The sequence below is a fragment of the Kitasatospora sp. NPDC087271 genome (assembly GCF_044744605.1).
Lineage (GTDB): Bacteria > Actinomycetota > Actinomycetes > Streptomycetales > Streptomycetaceae > Kitasatospora.
This window is the reverse complement of sequence record NZ_JBIUYQ010000007.1, coordinates 176,383-193,522: the sequence shown is the minus strand read 5'-3', so window position 1 is coordinate 193,522 and position 17,140 is coordinate 176,383. Positions and strand designations below refer to the sequence as shown.

Below are 17,140 nucleotides of genomic sequence, written 5' to 3'. Positions count from 1 at the left end.
GTCTACACCGCCACGAAGGCCTCGGGGTAGCGGCAGAGCCCGCGCGGAGCGCCGTCGTACGCGGGCAGCGGCAGCGCCTGGAAGTAGGCGTCCGGCACCTCGAACGGCCCGCTGACCTCGTGCCGACCGGCCGCGCTGAAGCCGAACCGCCCGTAGTACTCCGGGTCGCCGAGGACGACCACGAGCTTCTCCCCCGCTTCCTCGGCCGCCGACAGCGCGGCCCGGACGACGAGTTCGCCGACGCCCTTGCGCTGCCACTCGGGCGCGACGGCGACCGGCGCGAGCGCGAGGCCCGCACCGTCCTCGCCGACCCGCAGCCGGGTCAGCAGCGCGTGCCCGATCACCAGCCCGGTCTCGTCGACCGCGACCAGCGACAGCCCGGGCAGCCAGGCCGGATCGCGGCGCAGCGCGTCGACCAGGTCCGCCTCGTCGGGGCCGGGGAACGCGGCCATGTGGACGCGTCTGGTCGCCGGGGCGTCATCCGGACACTCGACCCTTGTGATCACCTGCATGAGTCAACCCTCCTTGTGTCACACGTCATTGTGGACCGGCCCCGGACGGTGGGTGGACCGTCCGGGGCCGTTGAAGGTTAGCGGATCCGGTGTCAGGCCTCGGACTTCGCGGCGTCCTCGCGCAGCTTCGGCTTGGCGTCCACGCCGGCCTCCCGGCGCTGGGCCGGGGTGATCGGGGTCGGGGCGCCGGTCAGCGGGTCACCGCCGGTGGACGTCTTCGGGAAGGCGATGACGTCGCGGATGGTGTCGTACCCGCCGAGCAGGGTGACGATGCGGTCGAGGCCGAAGGCGACGCCACCGTGCGGCGGCGGGCCGTAGTTGAAGGCGTCCAGCAGGAAGCCGAACTGCGAGGCCGCCTCCTCCTCGGAGAGGCCGATCGCGTCGAACGCCCGCTTCTGCACGTCGCGCTGGTGGATACGGATCGAACCGCCGCCCAGCTCCGAGCCGTTGAGGACCAGGTCGTAGGCGTTGGACAGGGCCGAGCCCGGGTCGGTGTCGAAGGTGGCGAGCGACTCGGCGGTCGGGGCGGTGAACGGGTGGTGCACCGCGTGCCAGCCCTGGAACTCGCCCTTGTCGTCCTCGATCGGCTCGAACATCGGGAAGTCGACGACCCAGAGGAAGGCCCACTGCGACGCGTCGATCAGCTCGCAGCGGCGGCCGATCTCCAGGCGGGCGGCGCCCAGCAGCTCCTGCGAGGGGCGCTGCTTGCCGGCCGCGAAGAAGATCGCGTCGCCGTTCCTGGCACCCGCGGCGGCGGCCAGGCCGGCCAGGTGCTCCTCGGACAGGTTCTTGGCGACCGGGCCGCGCAGCTCGCCGGTCTCGGCGTCGATGACGACGTAGGCCAGGCCGCGGGCGCCGCGCGCCTTGGCCCAGTCCTGCCAGGCGTCGAGCGCCTTGCGGGGCTGCGAGGCGCCGCCGGGCATCACCACGGCGCCGACGTACGGGGCCTGGAAGACGCGGAACTCGGTGCCCTTGAAGTACTCGGTGAGGTCGGTGAGTTCCTGTCCGAAGCGGACGTCCGGCTTGTCGGAGCCGTAGCGGGCCATGGCGTCCGCGTAGGTCATCCGGGGCAGCGGGTTGGGGAGCTCGTAGCCGTGCACCTCGCGCCAGATCGAGCCGACGATCTTCTCGCCGAGGGCCAGGACGTCCTCCTGGTCGACGAACGAGGCCTCGATGTCGAGCTGGGTGAACTCCGGCTGCCGGTCGGCGCGGAAGTCCTCGTCGCGGAAGCAGCGGGCGATCTGGTAGTAGCGCTCCATGCCGGCCACCATCAGCAGCTGCTTGAACAGCTGGGGCGACTGCGGCAGCGCGTACCAGTGGCCGGGCTGCAGGCGGACCGGGACGAGGAAGTCGCGGGCGCCCTCGGGGGTGGAGCGGGTGAGGTACGGCGTCTCGATGTCGAGGTAGTCGTTCTCCTCCATCACCCGGCGGATGATGTTGTTGACCTTCGAGCGCAGCCGCAGGCCCTTGGCCGGGCCCTCGCGGCGCAGGTCCAGGTAGCGGTAGCGCAGCCGGACCTCCTCGTTGACCGTGCCCGGCTCGTACTCGGCGACCGGGAAGGGCAGCGGGGCGGCCTCGGAGAGGACCTCGATCTCGCTGACGACGACCTCGACCGCGCCGGTCGGGATGTCCGGGTTCTCGTTGCCGTCGGGGCGCACCCGGACGTCGCCGACGACCTTGACGCAGTACTCGGCGCGAAGGCCGTGCACCGAGTCGAGGTCGCGGACCACGATCTGCACGGTGCCGGAGGCGTCGCGCAGATCGATGAAGGCGACACCGCCGTGGTCGCGGCGGCGGGCGACCCAGCCGGCCAGGGTGACGGTGGTGCCTGCGTGCTCCGGGCGGAGCGTGCCCGCGTCGTGCGTGCGGATCACAGCTGCTTCTCCTTCAGGGTGGTGACGAGTGCGTCGAGGGCGACGGGGTTCTGCTCGCCGGTGGTCAGGTCCTTGAGCTGGACGACGCCGTCGGCGAGGTCCCGGTCCCCGGCCACGAGGGCGAAGCGGGCGCCGGACCGGTCGGCGGACTTCATGGCGTTCTTGATGCTCTTGACGCCGAAGGCGAGGTCGGTGGCGACGCCGGCCCGGCGCAGCTCGACCACCTTGGCGAACAGGACGTTCTTGGCCTCCTCGCCGAGCGCGACGGCGTACACGGAGGTCGCGGCGGGCAGGTCGAGGACGATGCCCTCGGCCTCCATCGCCAGGAAGGTGCGGTCCACGCCGAGGGCCCAGCCGACGGACGGCAGCGCCGGGCCGCCGATCATCTCGGACAGGCCGTCGTAGCGGCCGCCGCCGCCGATCGCGGACTGGGCGCCGAGGCCGTTGTGCACGAACTCGAAGGTGGTGCGGGTGTAGTAGTCCAGGCCGCGGACCAGCTTCGGGTCGTCGACGAAGGCCACGCCGTTCGCGGTGAGCAGCTCGCGGACCTTCTCGTCGTACGCCTTGCACTCCTCGCACAGGTAGTCGCGCAGCTTGGGCGCGTCGACCAGCTGGGCCTGCACCGACTCGCGCTTGTCGTCCAGGACGCGCAGCGGGTTGATGTCGGCGCGGCGGCGGGTGTCCTCGTCCAGGTCCAGGCCGGCGAGGAACTCGACCAGGGCGGCGCGGTAGACCGGGCGGCACTGCTTGTCGCCGAGGCTGTTGAGCAGCAGCGAGTAGTCGCGCACGCCCAGCGAGCGGAAGGCGTCGTCGGCGAGGATGATCAGCTCGGCGTCCAGGGCCGGGTCCTCGGCCCCGATCGCCTCGGCGCCGACCTGGGAGAACTGGCGGTAGCGGCCCTTCTGGGCGCGCTCGTAGCGGTAGTACGAGCCGGAGTACCAGAGCTTGACCGGCAGGTTGCCCTGCTTGTGCAGGTTGGCCTGGAGGGCGGCGCGCAGCACCGAGGCGGTGCCCTCCGGGCGCAGCGCGAGCTCGTCGCCGCCGCGGGTGGTGAGGTTGTACATCTCCTTGCTGACGATGTCGGTGGACTCGCCGACGCCGCGGGAGAAGAGCTTCACGTCCTCGAAGACCGGGGTCTCGATGTAGCCGTAGCCGGCCCGGCGGGCGGGCGCGGCGATGCGCTCGCGGATCGCCAGGAAGGTCGCGGAGCTGGGGGGCAGCAGGTCGTAGGTGCCCTTGGGGGCGGTGAAGGTGCTCAACTTCTCTTCCGTCACATTCCTCGTCGCGGGAAAGCCTGGGCGCCGGCCGCCCCTGCTGCCTGTCGGAGGTAGGGGTTGGTGGCGCGCTCGTGGCCGATGGTGGTCTGTCCGCCGTGGCCGGAGAGGACCACGGTGGTGTCGTCGAGGGGCAGGCACACCCGGGCCAGCGACCGCATGATCGCCTCGCTGTCCCCGCCCGGGAGGTCGGTACGCCCGATGGAGCCGGCGAACAGCAGGTCGCCCGAGAACAGCACCGGGGGGAGGTCCTCGGCACCGGGCGTCCGGAAGGTCACCGACCCCCCGGTATGGCCCGGGGCGTGGTCCACGGTGAGCTGCAGGCCGGCGAGCTCCAGCACGGCGCCGTCGGTGAGCTCGCGCACGTCGTCGGGCTCGCCGACGGTGAGCTCGCCCATCAGCTGGGTGCCCAGGGCGCGGCCGAGGGCCTTCTCCGGGTCGGACATCATGTACCGGTCCTCGGGGTGGATCCAGGCCGGGACGCCGCGGGCGCCGCAGACCGGGACCACCGAGGCCACGTGGTCGATGTGGCCGTGCGTGAGCACCACGGCGACGGGCTTGAGCCCGTGCTCGCGGACCATCTCCTCGACACCGCGCGCCGCCTGGTGGCCTGGATCGACGATGACGCACTCCTCGCCCGCCGCCGGGGCGACCAGGTAGCAGTTGGTGCCCCAGGCTCCAGCGGGGAATCCGGCGATGAACACGCGCGTCCTTCGTGATGCGGTCGGCAGTGGCGGCTACGGTCGCGGCTGCCGGGTCGGATGCAGCCACCAGTCATGCAGCAAACCAGTGAGGTAAAGGCAGCCTACCGGCGGTGCGGGTGCGGTTGCGAACCAGATAGGGGTGGCGCGCGCGGTTCGCACTGACAGGTTCACCGCGTTCTTACAGGCCCGGTCCCTACACTTGGCCGCCGATGGATGCGATGATCCGCTTCGGTACCCATCCACTTTCCCAGCACATCCGTAGGAGACACGGCCGGTGGTCAGCAGCGAACAGCGGCGGCGGCAGCTCGCCCGAGAGAAGTACGAGCGCCAGATGGAGCGGCGGGTCGCCGCGCGGTCCGCGCGCAGGCGCCGCAACACGATCCTGGGCGCCGCGCTCGCCGTCGTGGTGCTGGCCGGCGGCGGTGCGCTGGTCGGCACCGGCGCGTTCAGCTCGGACAAGGACAAGTCGGCTTCGGCCGCCTCCTCCGCCCAGGCCGCGCCGAGCCAGAGCGCCGAGCCGACCACCCCGACCCGCAAGCCGGTCGAGGGCTGCGCCGATCCGGCGCCGGGCGCGCCGAACGGCAAGCAGTGGCAGGCCGAGCCGGCCATGGCGATCGACGCGGGCGGCTCGTACACCGCGACGCTGGACACCAACTGCGGCAAGGTGACGCTCGCGCTCGACGCGGCCAAGGCCCCGCACACGGTGAACTCCTTCGTCTTCCTGGCCGGGGAGAAGTACTTCGACCACACCAAGTGCCACCGCCTCACCACCGACGGCATCTTCGTGCTCCAGTGCGGCGACCCGACCGCCAGCACGACCGTCCCGGGCGGCACCGGCGGCCCCGGCTACAAGTTCGCGGACGAGAACCTGACCGGCGCGACCTACCCGGCGGGCACCGTGGCGATGGCCAACTCCGGCCCCGGCACGAACGGGAGCCAGTTCTTCCTGGTCTACAAGGACACCCAGCTGCCCCCGAACTACACCCCCTTCGGCAAGATCACCGGGGGCCTGGACGCGGTGCAGAAGATCGCCGCCGCGGGCACCCTGGAGGGTGCCCCGGACGGCCACCCGATGGCCGACGTCACCTTCAACTCGGTTACCACCGCGAAGAGTTGACATCTCCCGGGGCCGCCCGCGAGGGGCGCCCGAAGCGCCTCGGCGCGGCCCCGGCCCGAAATCGCCCGGCCCGGATGCGGACAGCACCGGGGCTGGTCGCCTATGTTGGCGTTGTATCAGGGTGCCCGCACCCGCCTGGCCGTCACCCTCGGCAGCAAGTCACGGCGGACGGGGACGGCGGACTCATCGGTCCGCCGCACATCAACTGTGGACGACGGACGCGCGCCGCCCCGGCGCGCGCGACGTCATGTGGAGGACGCGCTATGAGCAGCGACCCGTGGGGCCGTGTCGACGAGCAGGGCACGGTCTACGTCAGGACGGCCGACGGCGAACACGTCGTGGGTTCCTGGCAGGCCGGCTCGCCCGAGGAGGCCCTCGCCTACTTCGAGCGCAAGTACCAGGGCATCGAGGTGGAGATCGGCCTGCTGGAGAAGCGGGTGCGCACCACCGACCTGGCCGCCAAGGACGCCCAGGCCGCGCTGGACCACCTGCGCGCCCAGGTGACCGAGGGGCACGCGGTCGGCGACCTGGCCGCCCTGGCCAAGCGGCTGGACACGCTCGCCGGCGAGATCGAGAGCCGGCGCGAGGAGCGCAAGGCCGCCCGCGCCAAGGCCCAGGACGAGACCCGCACCGCCAAGGAGGCGCTGGTCTCCGAGGCCGAGCAGCTCGCCGAGTCCACCCAGTGGCGGGAGGCCGGGGACCGGCTGCGCGCCCTGGTGGACACCTGGAAGGGCCTGCCCCGGCTGGACCGCAAGAGCGACGACGAGCTGTGGCACCGCTTCTCGCACGCCCGCTCGGTCTTCTCCAAGCACCGCAAGGCGCACTTCGCGACCCTGGACGCCGAGCGCGAGCAGGCCCGGCAGACCAAGGAGGCGCTGGTCGCCGAGGCCGAGGCGCTGTCCTCGTCCACCGAGTGGGGCGACACCGCGGCCGCCTACCGCGACCTGATGGCGCGCTGGAAGTCCGCCGGCCGGGCCCAGCGGGACATCGAGGACGAGCTGTGGGCGCGGTTCCGCGGCGCGCAGGACGTCTTCTTCCAGGCCCGTTCCGCGGTGTTCAGCGAGCGGGACGCCGAGCAGGTGGCCAACCAGAAGCTCAAGGAGGCGCTGGCCGCCGAGGCCGAGGCGATCCTGCCGATCACCGACCTGAAGGCCGCCAAGGCGGCGCTGCGCGAGGTCAACGAGCGCTGGGAGGCGATCGGGCACGTGCCGCGCGACGCCCGTCCGAAGCTGGACGGCCGGCTGAACACGGTCGAGCGGGCCATCCGCGAGGCCGAGGACGCCGAGTGGAGGCGCTCCAACCCGGAGGCCAAGGCGCGCGCCGCCGGCATGGTCGGCCTGTTCGAGGCGAAGGCCGACAAGATCCGGGCCGATCTGGACAAGGCCCGCGCCGCCGGCAACGCCGGCCGGATCGCCAAGCTGGAGAACGAGCTGGCCGGCGTGCAGACCCTGCTGGAGCAGGCGCACCGCAGCCAGGAGGAGTTCAGCGGCTGATCCGCCGAACGCGCGAGAGAGGGCCCCGGGATCTCCCGGGGCCCTCTCTCGCGCTCGGGGCGCTACTTGCGGGCCGAGGTGACGCGGTAGACGTCGTAGACGCCCTCGACACCGCGCACGGCCTTGAGCACGTGGCCGAGGTGCTTCGGGTCGCCCATCTCGAAGGTGAAGCGGCTCATCGCGACCCGGTCGCGGGAGGTCTGCACCGCCGCCGACAGGATGTTGACGTGCTGGTCGGAGAGCACCCGGGTGACGTCCGAGAGCAGCCGGGAGCGGTCCAGCGCCTCGACCTGGATGGCCACCAGGAACACCGAGGACTGGGTGGCGGCCCACTCGACGTCGATCATCCGCTCGGGCTGCTGGCTCAGCGACTCGACGTTGACGCAGTCGGCGCGGTGCACCGAGACGCCGTTTCCGCGGGTCACGAAGCCGACGATCGGGTCGCCCGGCACCGGGGTGCAGCAGCGGGACAGCTTGACCCAGACGTCCTCGACGCCCTTGACGATCACGCCCGGGTCGCCCTTGGCCCGGCGGCGCGCCGCCCGGCGGTTGTCGTGCGTCGGGGTCGCGGTCTCGGCGAGGTCCTCGGTGGCGCCCTCCTCGCCGCCGAGCGCCTGGACCAGCTTCTGCACGATGTTCTGCGCGGTGACGTGGCCCTCGCCGATCGCGGCGTAGAGCGAGGAGATGTCGGGGTAGCGCATCTCGTGGGCCAGGGTGACCAGCGAGTCGCCGGTCAGGATCCGCTGGATCGGCAGGCCCTGCTTGCGCATCGCCCGGACGATCGCCTCCTTGCCGTGCTCGATCGCCTCCTCGCGGCGCTCCTTGGAGAACCAGGCGCGGATCTTGTTGCGGGCACGCGGCGACTTGACGAAGCCCAGCCAGTCCCGGGACGGTCCGGCGTTCTCCGCCTTGGAGGTGAACACCTCGACGGCGTCGCCGTTCTCCAGCGTCGACTCCAGCGGCACCAGCCGCCCGTTGACCCGGGCCCCTATCGTCCGGTAGCCCACCTCGGTGTGCACCGCGAAGGCGAAGTCGACCGGGGTCGCGCCGGCCGGCAGGGCTATCACGTCGCCCTTGGGCGTGAAGACGAAGACCTCGTTGCTGGCCAGGTCGAAGCGCAGCGACTCCAGGAACTCGCCCGGGTCGGCGGTCTCCTTCTGCCAGTCCAGCAGCTGCCGCAGCCAGGCCATCTCGTTGACGGCGCCGGCCTTGTCGTCCTTGCGGACCTGGGTCGGGGTGTCGGTGCGGACCTTGGACGCGCCGGCCACGGCGCGCTGCTTGTACTTCCAGTGCGCGGCGATGCCGTACTCGGCCCGGCGGTGCATGTCGAAGGTGCGGATCTGGAGTTCGACGGGCTTGCCGCCGGGGCCGATCACCGTCGTGTGCAACGACTGGTACATGTTGAACTTGGGCATCGCGATGTAGTCCTTGAACCGTCCCGGCACCGGGTTCCACCGCGCGTGGATGGTGCCCAGCGCCGCGTAGCAGTCGCGGACGGTGTCGACCAGGACCCGGATGCCCACCAGGTCGTAGATCTCGGCGAAGTCCCGGCCCCGGACGATCATCTTCTGGTAGACCGAGTAGTAGTGCTTCGGCCGGCCGGTGACGGAGGCGGTGATCCGGGCGCCGCGCAGGTCCCCCTGGACCTGGTCGATGACGGTCGCCAGGTACTCGTCCCGCTTGGGGGCGCGCTCGGCGACCAGCCGGACGATCTCGTCGTACATCTTGGGGTAGAGGATCGCGAAGGCGAGGTCCTCCAGCTCCCACTTGATGGTGTTCATGCCCAGCCGGTGCGCCAGCGGGGCGTAGATCTCCAGCGTCTCGCGGGCCTTCTTCTCCTGCTTCTCCCGCTTGAGGTAGCGCATCGTGCGCATGTTGTGCAGGCGGTCGGCCAGCTTGATCACCAGGACCCGCGGGTCCTTGGCCATCGCGACGACCATCTTGCGGACGGTCTCGGCCTGCGCGGCCTCGCCGAACTTGACCCGGTCCAGCTTGGTGACGCCGTCCACCAGCAGCGCCACCGAGTCGCCGAAGTCCTTGCGCAGGGTCTCCAGGCCGTAGTCGGTGTCCTCGACGGTGTCGTGCAGCAGCCCGGCCATCAGGGTCGGGGCGTCCATCCCCAGCTCGGCCAGGATGGTGGCCACCGCCAGCGGGTGGGTGATGTACGGGTCGCCGCTCTTGCGCTTCTGCCCGCGGTGCCACTTCTCGGCGACGGCGTAGGCCCGCTCGATGTCCCGCAGCAGCGCCGGGTCGGCCTTCGGGTCGTTCGCCCGGATCGACCGGAACAGCGGCTCCAGCACGGGGTTGAGCACGCTGGAGCGCTGGCCGCCGAGGCGGGCCAGGCGGGCGCGCATGCCACCCGAGGAGGAGCCGCGCCCGGTGGGGCCGGTCGGTCGCGAGGAGGTCGGCGCCGGGCGTGCCGGGGTGGCCCCCGAGGGCGTGGGACGGTTGTCGGGGGCGGCCGCTTCGGCCGTGGGCACAACCTCGTCGGGCAAGGACTCTCCTCGGGGCACCGGGGCCGACCCCTGCCGCGGCCCGTACGGTCGGACGCAACCGGGAGGGGGTGAATCTTCATGGTACCGAGCCGGGCGCCCCGGCGTTCATCCACCCGGGCCGGAAACGGAAGGGCGGCGGTCGGATGATCCGACCGCCGCCCTTCGTTCAGGTCCCTCAGACCGTGACCAGCGTCTCCAGCGGGGCGCCGTTCAGGTGCCCGGACAGCCGTTCCCGGCCGTCCAGGAAGCCCAGCTCCATCAGCACCACGACGCCCACCAGCTCGGCGCCGGCCTCCTTCACCAGGTCCAGCGAGGCGCCGATGGTGCCACCGGTGGCCAGCACGTCGTCCACCACCAGCACCCGCTCACCGGGCGCGAAGGCGTCGCACTGCACCTCCAGCGTCGCCGAGCCGTACTCCAGCTCGTACGAGCGCCGGAACACCTCGCCGGGCAGCTTGCCCTGCTTGCGGATCGGCACGAAGCCGAGCCCGGCCGCGAAGGCCGCCGGAGCCGCCAGCACGAAGCCGCGCGCCTCCAGGCCCACCACCTTGGTCGCCCCGAGCTCCCGCGCCCGGTCCGCCAGCGCCCTGGTGAGGGCGCCGAAGGCCTCGGCGTCGGCCAGCAGCGGCGCGATGTCCTTGAACAGCACACCCGGCTTCGGGTAGTCCGGGACGTCCCGGATCCGGCTGTTCAACAGCTCGGCCAGTGCGGTGTCGGCGGTGGTCACGGCGTGTCCTTACGGTCGGGTCGGTTCAGCGCTTGGTGGACGGACGGCCCTTGGCACGCGTGGTGCCGGCCGCCCGGCCGCGCTGACCGACCATACCCGCAGGCAGGTCCTCGTCCGCGATCTCCTCGTCCGCCGGCACCTCGCCGGCGGCCTTGGCAGCGGCCGCGGCCCGGTGCTGCAGGACCCTCTTGCGCAGCGCCTTCATCTCCGGCTGCTCCTCCTTGAGCTGCGCCAGCAGCGGGGTGGCGACGCAGATCGACGAGTAGGCACCGGCCGCGAGGCCGATGAACAGCGCCAGCGAGATGTCGTTCAGCGTGCCGGCGCCCAGGATGCCGCCACCGATGAACAGCAGCGCGGCGACCGGGAGCAGGGCGACCACGGTGGTGTTGAGCGAACGCACCAGGGTCTGGTTGAGGCCCGCGTTGGCCGCCTCGCTGTAGGTGCGCTTGTTCTGCTTGGTGAGGTCCTTGGTGTTCTCCTTCACGGTGTCGAAGACGACGACCGTGTCGTAGAGCGAGTACCCGAGGATGGTCAGGAAGCCGATCACCGTACCCGGGGTGACCTCGAAGCCCACCAGGGCGTACACGCCGATGGTGATCAGGAGGTCGTGGATGAGGGCGACCAGGGCCGCCACCGCCATCCGCCACTCGAAGGCGATCGCCAGGTAGACCGTCACCAGGACCATGAAGATGATCAGGCCGGTGAGTGCCTTCGAGGAGATCTGCTTGCCCCAGCTGGGGCCGATCACCTGGGCCTCGACGGTGTCCAGCGGCACGCCCAGCTTCTCGGAGAGCTGAGCGCGGATCTCGTCCGAGCTCTTCGACTCCTCGGTGCTGACCTGGATGCGGATCTTGCCGTTGTCGGTCGACTGCACCAGCGGGTGCGAGGAGACGATCTGGTTGGACGTCTCCTGCGCCTGCGAGACGGTCAGCCCCGGCTTGGCCACGGTGTAGACCGAGCCGCCCTTGAACTCGATGCCCAGGTGCAGGCCCATCGCCAGACCGATCGCCGCGATCAGCACGATCACGCCGGAGATGGAGTACCAGAGCTTGCGGCGCCCGACGAAGTCGAAGCTGACCTCGCCCTGGTAGAGCCGGTGTCCCAGATTGGAGAAGCGTGACACGGTGTCAGGCCTCCTTCACGGCGGCAGAGGAGGGGCTACGACGACGGCTGCTGCGCAGCGGCGGGCGGGCGCCCAGCCGCTTCGGGTCCAGGCCGGACCACGGGTGACCGTTGGCGAAGAACTTGCGCCGGGCCAGCAGCGTGATCACCGGCTTGGTGAAGAGGAAGATCACCACGACGTCCAGCGCGGTGGTCAGCCCCAGGGTGAACGCGAAGCCCTGGACCTTGCCGACCGAGACCACGTAGAGCACGGCGGCACAGAGGAAGGACACGAAGTCCGAGACCAGGATGGTGCGCCGGGCGCGCGGCCAGGCCCGCTGGACCGCCGGGCGCAGCGGGGCGCCCTCGCGGACCTCGTCGCGGATGCGCTCGAAGTAGACGATGAAGGAGTCGGCGGTGATGCCGATCGCGACGATCGCACCGCAGACCGCGGGCAGGTTCAGCGCGAAGCCGATCCCCGCGCCGAGCAGGCTCATGATCGAGTAGGTCAGGGCCGCCGAGACGAGCAGACCGGCGATCGAGACCAGGCCGAGGCCGCGGTAGTAGACCAGCGAGTAGAGCACGACCAGCAGCATGCCGATCGCGCCGGCGACCAGACCGGCCTCGAGCTGGTCGCTGCCGAGCGCCGGGGAGACGGTGGTGATGTCGCTCTTGCTGAACTCCAGCGGCAGGGCGCCGTAGCCCAGCACGTTGGACAGGTCCTGCGCCTCGGCCTGGCTGAAGCGGCCGGTGATCACGGCGCTGCCGCCGGGGATCACGTTCTTGACCTCGGGGTGCGAGACGACCTGGTTGTCCAGCACGATCGCGAACTGGTTGTTCGGCGGGGTCTGGGTGGCGAGCTGGCCGGTGACCTTGGTGAAGGCGTCGGTGCCGGCGCCGTTGAACTGCAGCTGGACCTGCCAGCCGGCACCCGTCTGGGTGTCGAGGCTCGGCTGCGCCTTGGAGACGTCCGAGCCCTTCACGGCGACGGGGCCGAGGGCGAGCTTCTCGTAGTAGCCGTTCTCGGGCTTCTGCGAGCAGGCGACGACGGCCTTGTCCTCGGGGCCGGTCTGGGCCGCGCGGACCTCAGGCTTGGTGCAGTCGAGGGCGGTGAAGGCCGCGGCCAGCTCCGGCGGCACGGTGCCCTGGGTCATCGCGGCGCTGACGTCCGCGGCGCTGGGCGGGGTGGCGGGCGCGGACGGCGTGGTCGCGGCGCTCGGGGCGGTGCTCGCGCCCGTCGCGGCGGCGCTCGGGCTGGCGTCGGCGGCCAGCGCCTCACCGGCCGGGCGGCCCTGCTTGGTGCCGCTCGCGCTGGGCGTGCCGGACGCGCTCGCGCCGGGCGAGGCGGTGGACCCGGCGGACGGGGCCGCGCTCGGGGTGCCGGTGGCCGAGGGGGAGCCGGTGGGCGCCGGCGGCGTGAAGCCGCTGGGCGCCACCGCCAGGACCGGGCGGAAGAACAGCTTGGCGGTGGTACCCACCTGGTCCGCCGCGTTCTGCTGGTTGCCGCCCTTGGGGATGTTCACGATGATCGTGTTGTCGCCCTGGGTCTGCACCTCCGCCTCGGAGACACCCATGCCGTTGACGCGGCGCTCGATGATCCCGGTGGCGATGTCCATGTTGGACTTGGTGATCGCCTTGGGGTCTGTCGACTTCGCGGTCAGCGTGATGCTGGTGCCACCGGCGAGGTCGATTCCGAGCCGGGGCTTGGTGTGGCCCGTCCCGAACATGAGGGCGACCAGTCCGACGGTGACGACCAGGATGAGGGCCAGCGCCCGCCCTGGGTAGCCGTCGCGCGGGCGCGACTTGGGTGTTGCCACCTTGCTCGTTTCTCCCTGTCCATGCCACTCCCCCAACCGGACCCCCGTCCGGCTTGTGGCGGGACGGGGGCATGGCGGTTCTGCGGCCCTGAGGTCCTGTGGGCTCGCGGCACTGGGCCGCGCGGCCGGGCTGGTGCCCGACCGTACTACTTGCTCGCGGGAGCCCCGCCCTCGACGTCGCCCTTGGCGCCGCCGTCCTTGGTGAGCGTCAGCGGCTTGTCCTCGACCGGCTCGGCGTCGGCGTCCTCGGCCTCCGGCTCGGCCAGCTCGTCATCGGCGGGGCGACCGTTGATGATCGCGTCGTACTCCTGGGGGTCCAGGACAGCGGCGATCGCGCTCTTGGTGAAGTGGGTGACCACGCCGGGCGCGATCTCCAGCTCGATGGTCTCCTCGTTGACCGCCTTCACCTGGGCGTACAGGCCGCCGATGGTGCGCACCCCCGCCCCTGGCTCCAGCGAGGTCTGCATCTGCTGCATCTGCGACTGGCGCTTCTTCTGCGACCGGAACATGAGCACGATCGCGATGATCGGGAGGAGAAGGATGATGAAGTTCACTGCAGCCAGGGTCCTTTACGGGCCGCCGACCGGCGGCCTGTGTGGTATTGGTCGGCCCGTCAGGTGAGCGGGGCGGTCCGGCGGAGTCTAGGCGACCCCGAACTGATCGGACAACGCCAAGCATCGCATCCTGCCGCCGAAAGTGGCGACCCTCCGCCTGCACAGTTTCCCCGGACTTCGCCCCCGGCTCGCACGCGGGCCGCTCACCGGGGTGGCGCATCGGACGCCTCCCGGGAACCGGCGGGCGGCGATCACCCGTTCAGCCCTCGTCGGCCCGGAGGAGTTCGGATTGCGCGGGCACGGCGCCCCGGGTGGTCTGGACCGGCGGGGTCAGCCCGAGGTGCTGCCAGGCCGCCGCGGTGGCGATCCGGCCGCGCGGGGTCCGGGCGAGCAGGCCCTCGCGGACCAGGAAGGGCTCCGCCACCTCCTCGACCGTCTCGGACTCCTCCCCCACCGCGACCGCGAGAGTCGACAAACCGACCGGTCCGCCGCCGAACAGCCGCAACAGCGCGGTCAGCACCGCGCGGTCCAGCCGGTCCAGACCGCGGGCGTCCACCTCGTAGACGTCCAGCGCCCGGGCGGCGATCTCCGCGGTGACCTGGCCGTCGTGGCGCACCTGCGCGAAGTCGCGGACCCGGCGCAGCAGCCGGTTGGCGATGCGCGGCGTCCCCCGCGAGCGGCCGGCGATCTCGGCGGCGCCGGCCGGGTCGATCTCCACGTCCAGCAGGGTGGCCGAGCGGCGCACCACCCGTTCGAGCTCGGCCGGGGCGTAGAACTCCATGTGCCCGGTGAAGCCGAAGCGGTCGCGCAGCGGGGGCGGCAGCAGGCCGGCCCGGGTGGTGGCGCCGACCAGGGTGAAGGGCGGCAGCTCCAGCGGGATGGCGGTGGCGCCCGGGCCCTTGCCGACGATCACGTCGACCCGGAAGTCCTCCATCGCCATGTAGAGCATCTCCTCGGCCGGCCGGGACATCCGGTGGATCTCGTCGAGGAAGAGCACCTCGCCCTCGGCGAGCGAGGAGAGGATCGCCGCGAGGTCCCCCGCGTGCTGGATCGCCGGACCGGAGGTGATCCGGATCGGGGCGCCCAGCTCGGCGGCGATGATCATGGACAGGGTGGTCTTGCCCAGCCCGGGCGGCCCGCTGAGCAGCACGTGGTCGGGCGCGCTGCCGCGCTTGCGGGCCGCCTGGAGCACCAGGGACAGCTGCTCGCGCACCCGCTCCTGACCGATGAACTCGTCCAGCAGCTTGGGGCGCAGCGCCGCCTCGACCGCCTGGTCCTCCCCGTCGGCGGCGGCCGTCACCAGCCGGTCGCCCGGGTCCGAGTCGTACGGACTCATCAGCACATGCTCCAAAGTCGACAAGAGGACAGATCGCCAGATGGCTTTAGCGGGATCGGTTGAGGCCGCGCAGGGCGAGCCGGAGCAGTGCGCCGACGTCCGGCGTCTGCTGGGCCTCCGCCTCGGGGGTGACGGCCACGACCGCCTCGTCCGCCTCGCGCGGAGCGTAGCCGAGACCGGTCAGCGCCGAGTGCAGCTGCTCGCTCCAGGGGGCCGGACCGCTCGCGATCGGCTTCTGCGCCGGCACCGCGCCGTGCGGGGCTCCCAGCTTGTCCTTGTACTCCAGCAGCAGCTTGGCAGCCTTCGCCTTCCCGATGCCGGGCACGGCCACCAGCGCCTTCTCGTCGCCGCCGGCCACCGCGGCCCGCAGCGCGTCGGGGCTGTGCACCCCGAGGATCGCCTGCGCCAGCTTCGGGCCGACGCCCGGCGCGGCCTGGAGGATCTCGAAGACGGCGCGCTCGTCGTCGTCCGCGAAGCCGAACAGGGTCAGCGAGTCCTCCCGGACCACCAGCGAGGTCGCGAGCCGGGCGGGCTCACCCAGCCGGAGCCCGGCCAGCGTGTTCGGCGTGCACTGCACGGCCATGCCGACCCCGCCGACCTCGACCACGGCGAGTCCGGAGGAGATGGCCGCCACGGGCCCTTGCACGAAGGCGATCACCGGCTGCTTCCTTTCAGGGGGGTGGCGCGGGCCGCCCGTACCGCGGCCTCCAGGCGGTTGACCGCCCCGCCGCGCCAGATGTGGCAGATGGCCAGCGCCAGCGCGTCGGCGGCGTCGGCGGGCTTGGGCGGGGCGTCCAGCCGCAGCAGGCGCTGCACCATGGCCGTGACCTGCGCCTTGTCGGCCCGGCCGGAACCGGTGACGGCGGCCTTGACCTCGCTCGGGGTGTGCAGGGTGACCGGAATGCCGCGCCGGGTGGCGCAGAGCATCGCGACCGCGCTGGCCTGGGCGGTGCCCATCACCGTCCGGACGTTGTGCTGGGCGAACACTCGCTCGACGGCGACCAGCTCCGGCTCGTGCTCGTCGAGCCAGGCCTCCATGCCCTGCTCCACCAGCAGCAGCCGCCGCCCGATCTCGTCCTCGGCGGGGGTGCGCACCACGCCGACCCCGACCATCCGCAGCGGCCGCCCCGGCGCACCCTCGACCACGCCGATCCCGCACCTGGTCAGCCCCGGGTCCACGCCCAGTACCCGTACCACAGCCCCGCCTCTCGTTGGTCGCCGCCCGCCTCCGGGCGCTCCGGCCCGGGCCCGCCCTCCGGCCCACGGCGGGCGACCTGCGAAGGCTACCGTCCGGGTCCGACAGCGCCCGCAAAGACACCGGCCCGGCGGTCGGAAGACCGCCGGGCCGGGGAGTGAGAACGATCACTCGGCGTCGAGCTGCGCACCGACCTCGTCGGAGATGTCGAAGTTGGCGAAGACGTTCTGCACGTCGTCGCTGTCCTCCAGCACGTCGATCAGCTTGAGGATCTTGCGGGCGCCGTCGACGTCCAGCTCGACCTGCATGCTCGGGAGGAAGTTGGCCTCGGCCGAGTCGTAGTCGACGCCGGCGTCCACCAGCGCGGTGCGCACGGCGACCATCTTGGCGGCCTCGGAGACGATCTCGAACGAGTCGCCGAGGTCGTTGATCTCCTCGGGCTCCTGGTCGAGGACGACCTCGAAGAGCTTGTCCTCGTCCACGCCGTCAGCCTTGGGGACGATCACGACGCCCTTGCGGGTGAACAGGTACGACACCGAGCCCGGGTCGGCCATCGAGCCGCCGTTGCGGGTCATCGCGACGCGCACGTCGGAGGCGGCGCGGTTGCGGTTGTCGGTGAGGCACTCGATCAGGACGGCGACGCCGTTCGGGCCGTAGCCCTCGTACATGATGGTCTGGTAGTCGGCGCCGCCGGCCTCCAGGCCGCCACCGCGCTTGACGGCGCGGTTGATGTTGTCGATCGGGACCGAGCTCTTCTTCGCCTTCTGGATGGCGTCGTAGAGGGTCGGGTTGCCGGCCGGGTCGGGACCGCCGGTGCGCGCCGCCACCTCGATGTTCTTGATCATCTTGGCGAAGAGCTTGCCGCGCTTGGCGTCGATCACGGCCTTCTTGTGCTTGGTGGTAGCCCACTTAGAGTGGCCGGACATTCGCCAGCTCCTTTA

At 71.7% G+C, this 17,140-nt stretch carries 15 protein-coding genes; 2 read left to right on the top strand and 13 right to left on the bottom strand.

The features are described from left to right. Positions 1-2: 2 nt before the first annotated feature. From ACIO9K_RS14760 to ACIO9K_RS14745, 4 genes are all read right to left on the bottom strand, one after another. Entirely contained in the window at positions 3-512 is a 510-nt protein-coding gene (locus ACIO9K_RS14760) for an N-acetyltransferase (protein WP_363618256.1), read from the bottom strand. A 92-nt stretch (positions 513-604) separates the two neighbouring features. After that, positions 605-2,386, bottom strand: coding sequence for an aspartate--tRNA ligase (gene aspS, locus ACIO9K_RS14755; RefSeq protein WP_363618254.1), 1,782 nt, complete (start codon positions 2,384-2,386; stop codon positions 605-607). After that, positions 2,383-3,645, bottom strand: coding sequence for a histidine--tRNA ligase (hisS, locus tag ACIO9K_RS14750; RefSeq protein WP_350877873.1), 1,263 nt, complete (start codon positions 3,643-3,645; stop codon positions 2,383-2,385). Before hisS ends, aspS begins: the two co-directional genes overlap by 4 nt. Before the next feature lie 11 nt (positions 3,646-3,656). Beyond that, on the bottom strand, positions 3,657-4,364 hold the full coding sequence (locus tag ACIO9K_RS14745; protein ID WP_063346799.1) for an MBL fold metallo-hydrolase: 708 nt from the start codon (positions 4,362-4,364) through the stop codon (positions 3,657-3,659). Between the two features lie 274 nt (positions 4,365-4,638). Here ACIO9K_RS14745 and ACIO9K_RS14740 point away from each other — a divergent pair, with 274 nt between their 5' ends. Both ACIO9K_RS14740 and ACIO9K_RS14735 read left to right on the top strand, forming a co-directional pair. Beyond that, the gene (locus tag ACIO9K_RS14740) at positions 4,639-5,481 is read left to right on the top strand and encodes a peptidylprolyl isomerase (RefSeq protein ID WP_363618250.1); all 843 of its coding nucleotides are present in this window, start codon (positions 4,639-4,641) and stop codon (positions 5,479-5,481) included. A gap of 263 nt (positions 5,482-5,744) precedes the next feature. Next, the gene (locus ACIO9K_RS14735) at positions 5,745-6,974 is read left to right on the top strand and encodes a DUF349 domain-containing protein (protein WP_363618248.1); all 1,230 of its coding nucleotides are present in this window, start codon (positions 5,745-5,747) and stop codon (positions 6,972-6,974) included. 62 nt (positions 6,975-7,036) lie between these two features. Here the strand turns inward: ACIO9K_RS14735 and ACIO9K_RS14730 are convergent, their stop codons facing one another. The 9 genes from ACIO9K_RS14730 to ACIO9K_RS14690 form a co-directional block, all read right to left on the bottom strand. Then, positions 7,037-9,454: a RelA/SpoT family protein gene (locus ACIO9K_RS14730; protein WP_400330135.1), complete on the bottom strand. Its 2,418-nt coding sequence runs from the start codon at positions 9,452-9,454 to the stop codon at positions 7,037-7,039. Positions 9,455-9,644: 190 nt separating this feature from the next. Then, positions 9,645-10,196: an adenine phosphoribosyltransferase gene (locus ACIO9K_RS14725; protein ID WP_363618246.1), complete on the bottom strand. Its 552-nt coding sequence runs from the start codon at positions 10,194-10,196 to the stop codon at positions 9,645-9,647. A gap of 25 nt (positions 10,197-10,221) precedes the next feature. Then, complete coding sequence (gene secF / locus ACIO9K_RS14720) at positions 10,222-11,319, bottom strand: protein translocase subunit SecF (protein ID WP_400329844.1); 1,098 nt, start codon at positions 11,317-11,319, stop codon at positions 10,222-10,224. Positions 11,320-11,323: 4 nt separating this feature from the next. Further along, positions 11,324-13,114, bottom strand: a complete 1,791-nt coding sequence (gene secD / locus ACIO9K_RS14715) for a protein translocase subunit SecD (RefSeq protein ID WP_400329841.1) — start codon at positions 13,112-13,114, stop codon at positions 11,324-11,326. Positions 13,115-13,260: 146 nt separating this feature from the next. After that, positions 13,261-13,668: a preprotein translocase subunit YajC gene (gene yajC / locus ACIO9K_RS14710; protein WP_363583076.1), complete on the bottom strand. Its 408-nt coding sequence runs from the start codon at positions 13,666-13,668 to the stop codon at positions 13,261-13,263. Positions 13,669-13,927: 259 nt separating this feature from the next. Next, the gene (ruvB, locus tag ACIO9K_RS14705; protein ID WP_363618242.1) at positions 13,928-15,004 is read right to left on the bottom strand and encodes a Holliday junction branch migration DNA helicase RuvB; all 1,077 of its coding nucleotides are present in this window, start codon (positions 15,002-15,004) and stop codon (positions 13,928-13,930) included. 46 nt (positions 15,005-15,050) lie between these two features. Further along, the gene (gene ruvA, locus ACIO9K_RS14700) at positions 15,051-15,662 is read right to left on the bottom strand and encodes a Holliday junction branch migration protein RuvA (protein WP_063346808.1); all 612 of its coding nucleotides are present in this window, start codon (positions 15,660-15,662) and stop codon (positions 15,051-15,053) included. After that, entirely contained in the window at positions 15,659-16,201 is a 543-nt protein-coding gene (gene ruvC / locus ACIO9K_RS14695) for a crossover junction endodeoxyribonuclease RuvC (RefSeq protein ID WP_363618240.1), read from the bottom strand. The genes ruvA and ruvC overlap by 4 nt, the downstream gene beginning before the upstream one ends. A gap of 165 nt (positions 16,202-16,366) precedes the next feature. After that, positions 16,367-17,125, bottom strand: a complete 759-nt coding sequence (locus tag ACIO9K_RS14690) for a YebC/PmpR family DNA-binding transcriptional regulator (protein WP_363583070.1) — start codon at positions 17,123-17,125, stop codon at positions 16,367-16,369. Positions 17,126-17,140 lie beyond the last annotated feature (15 nt).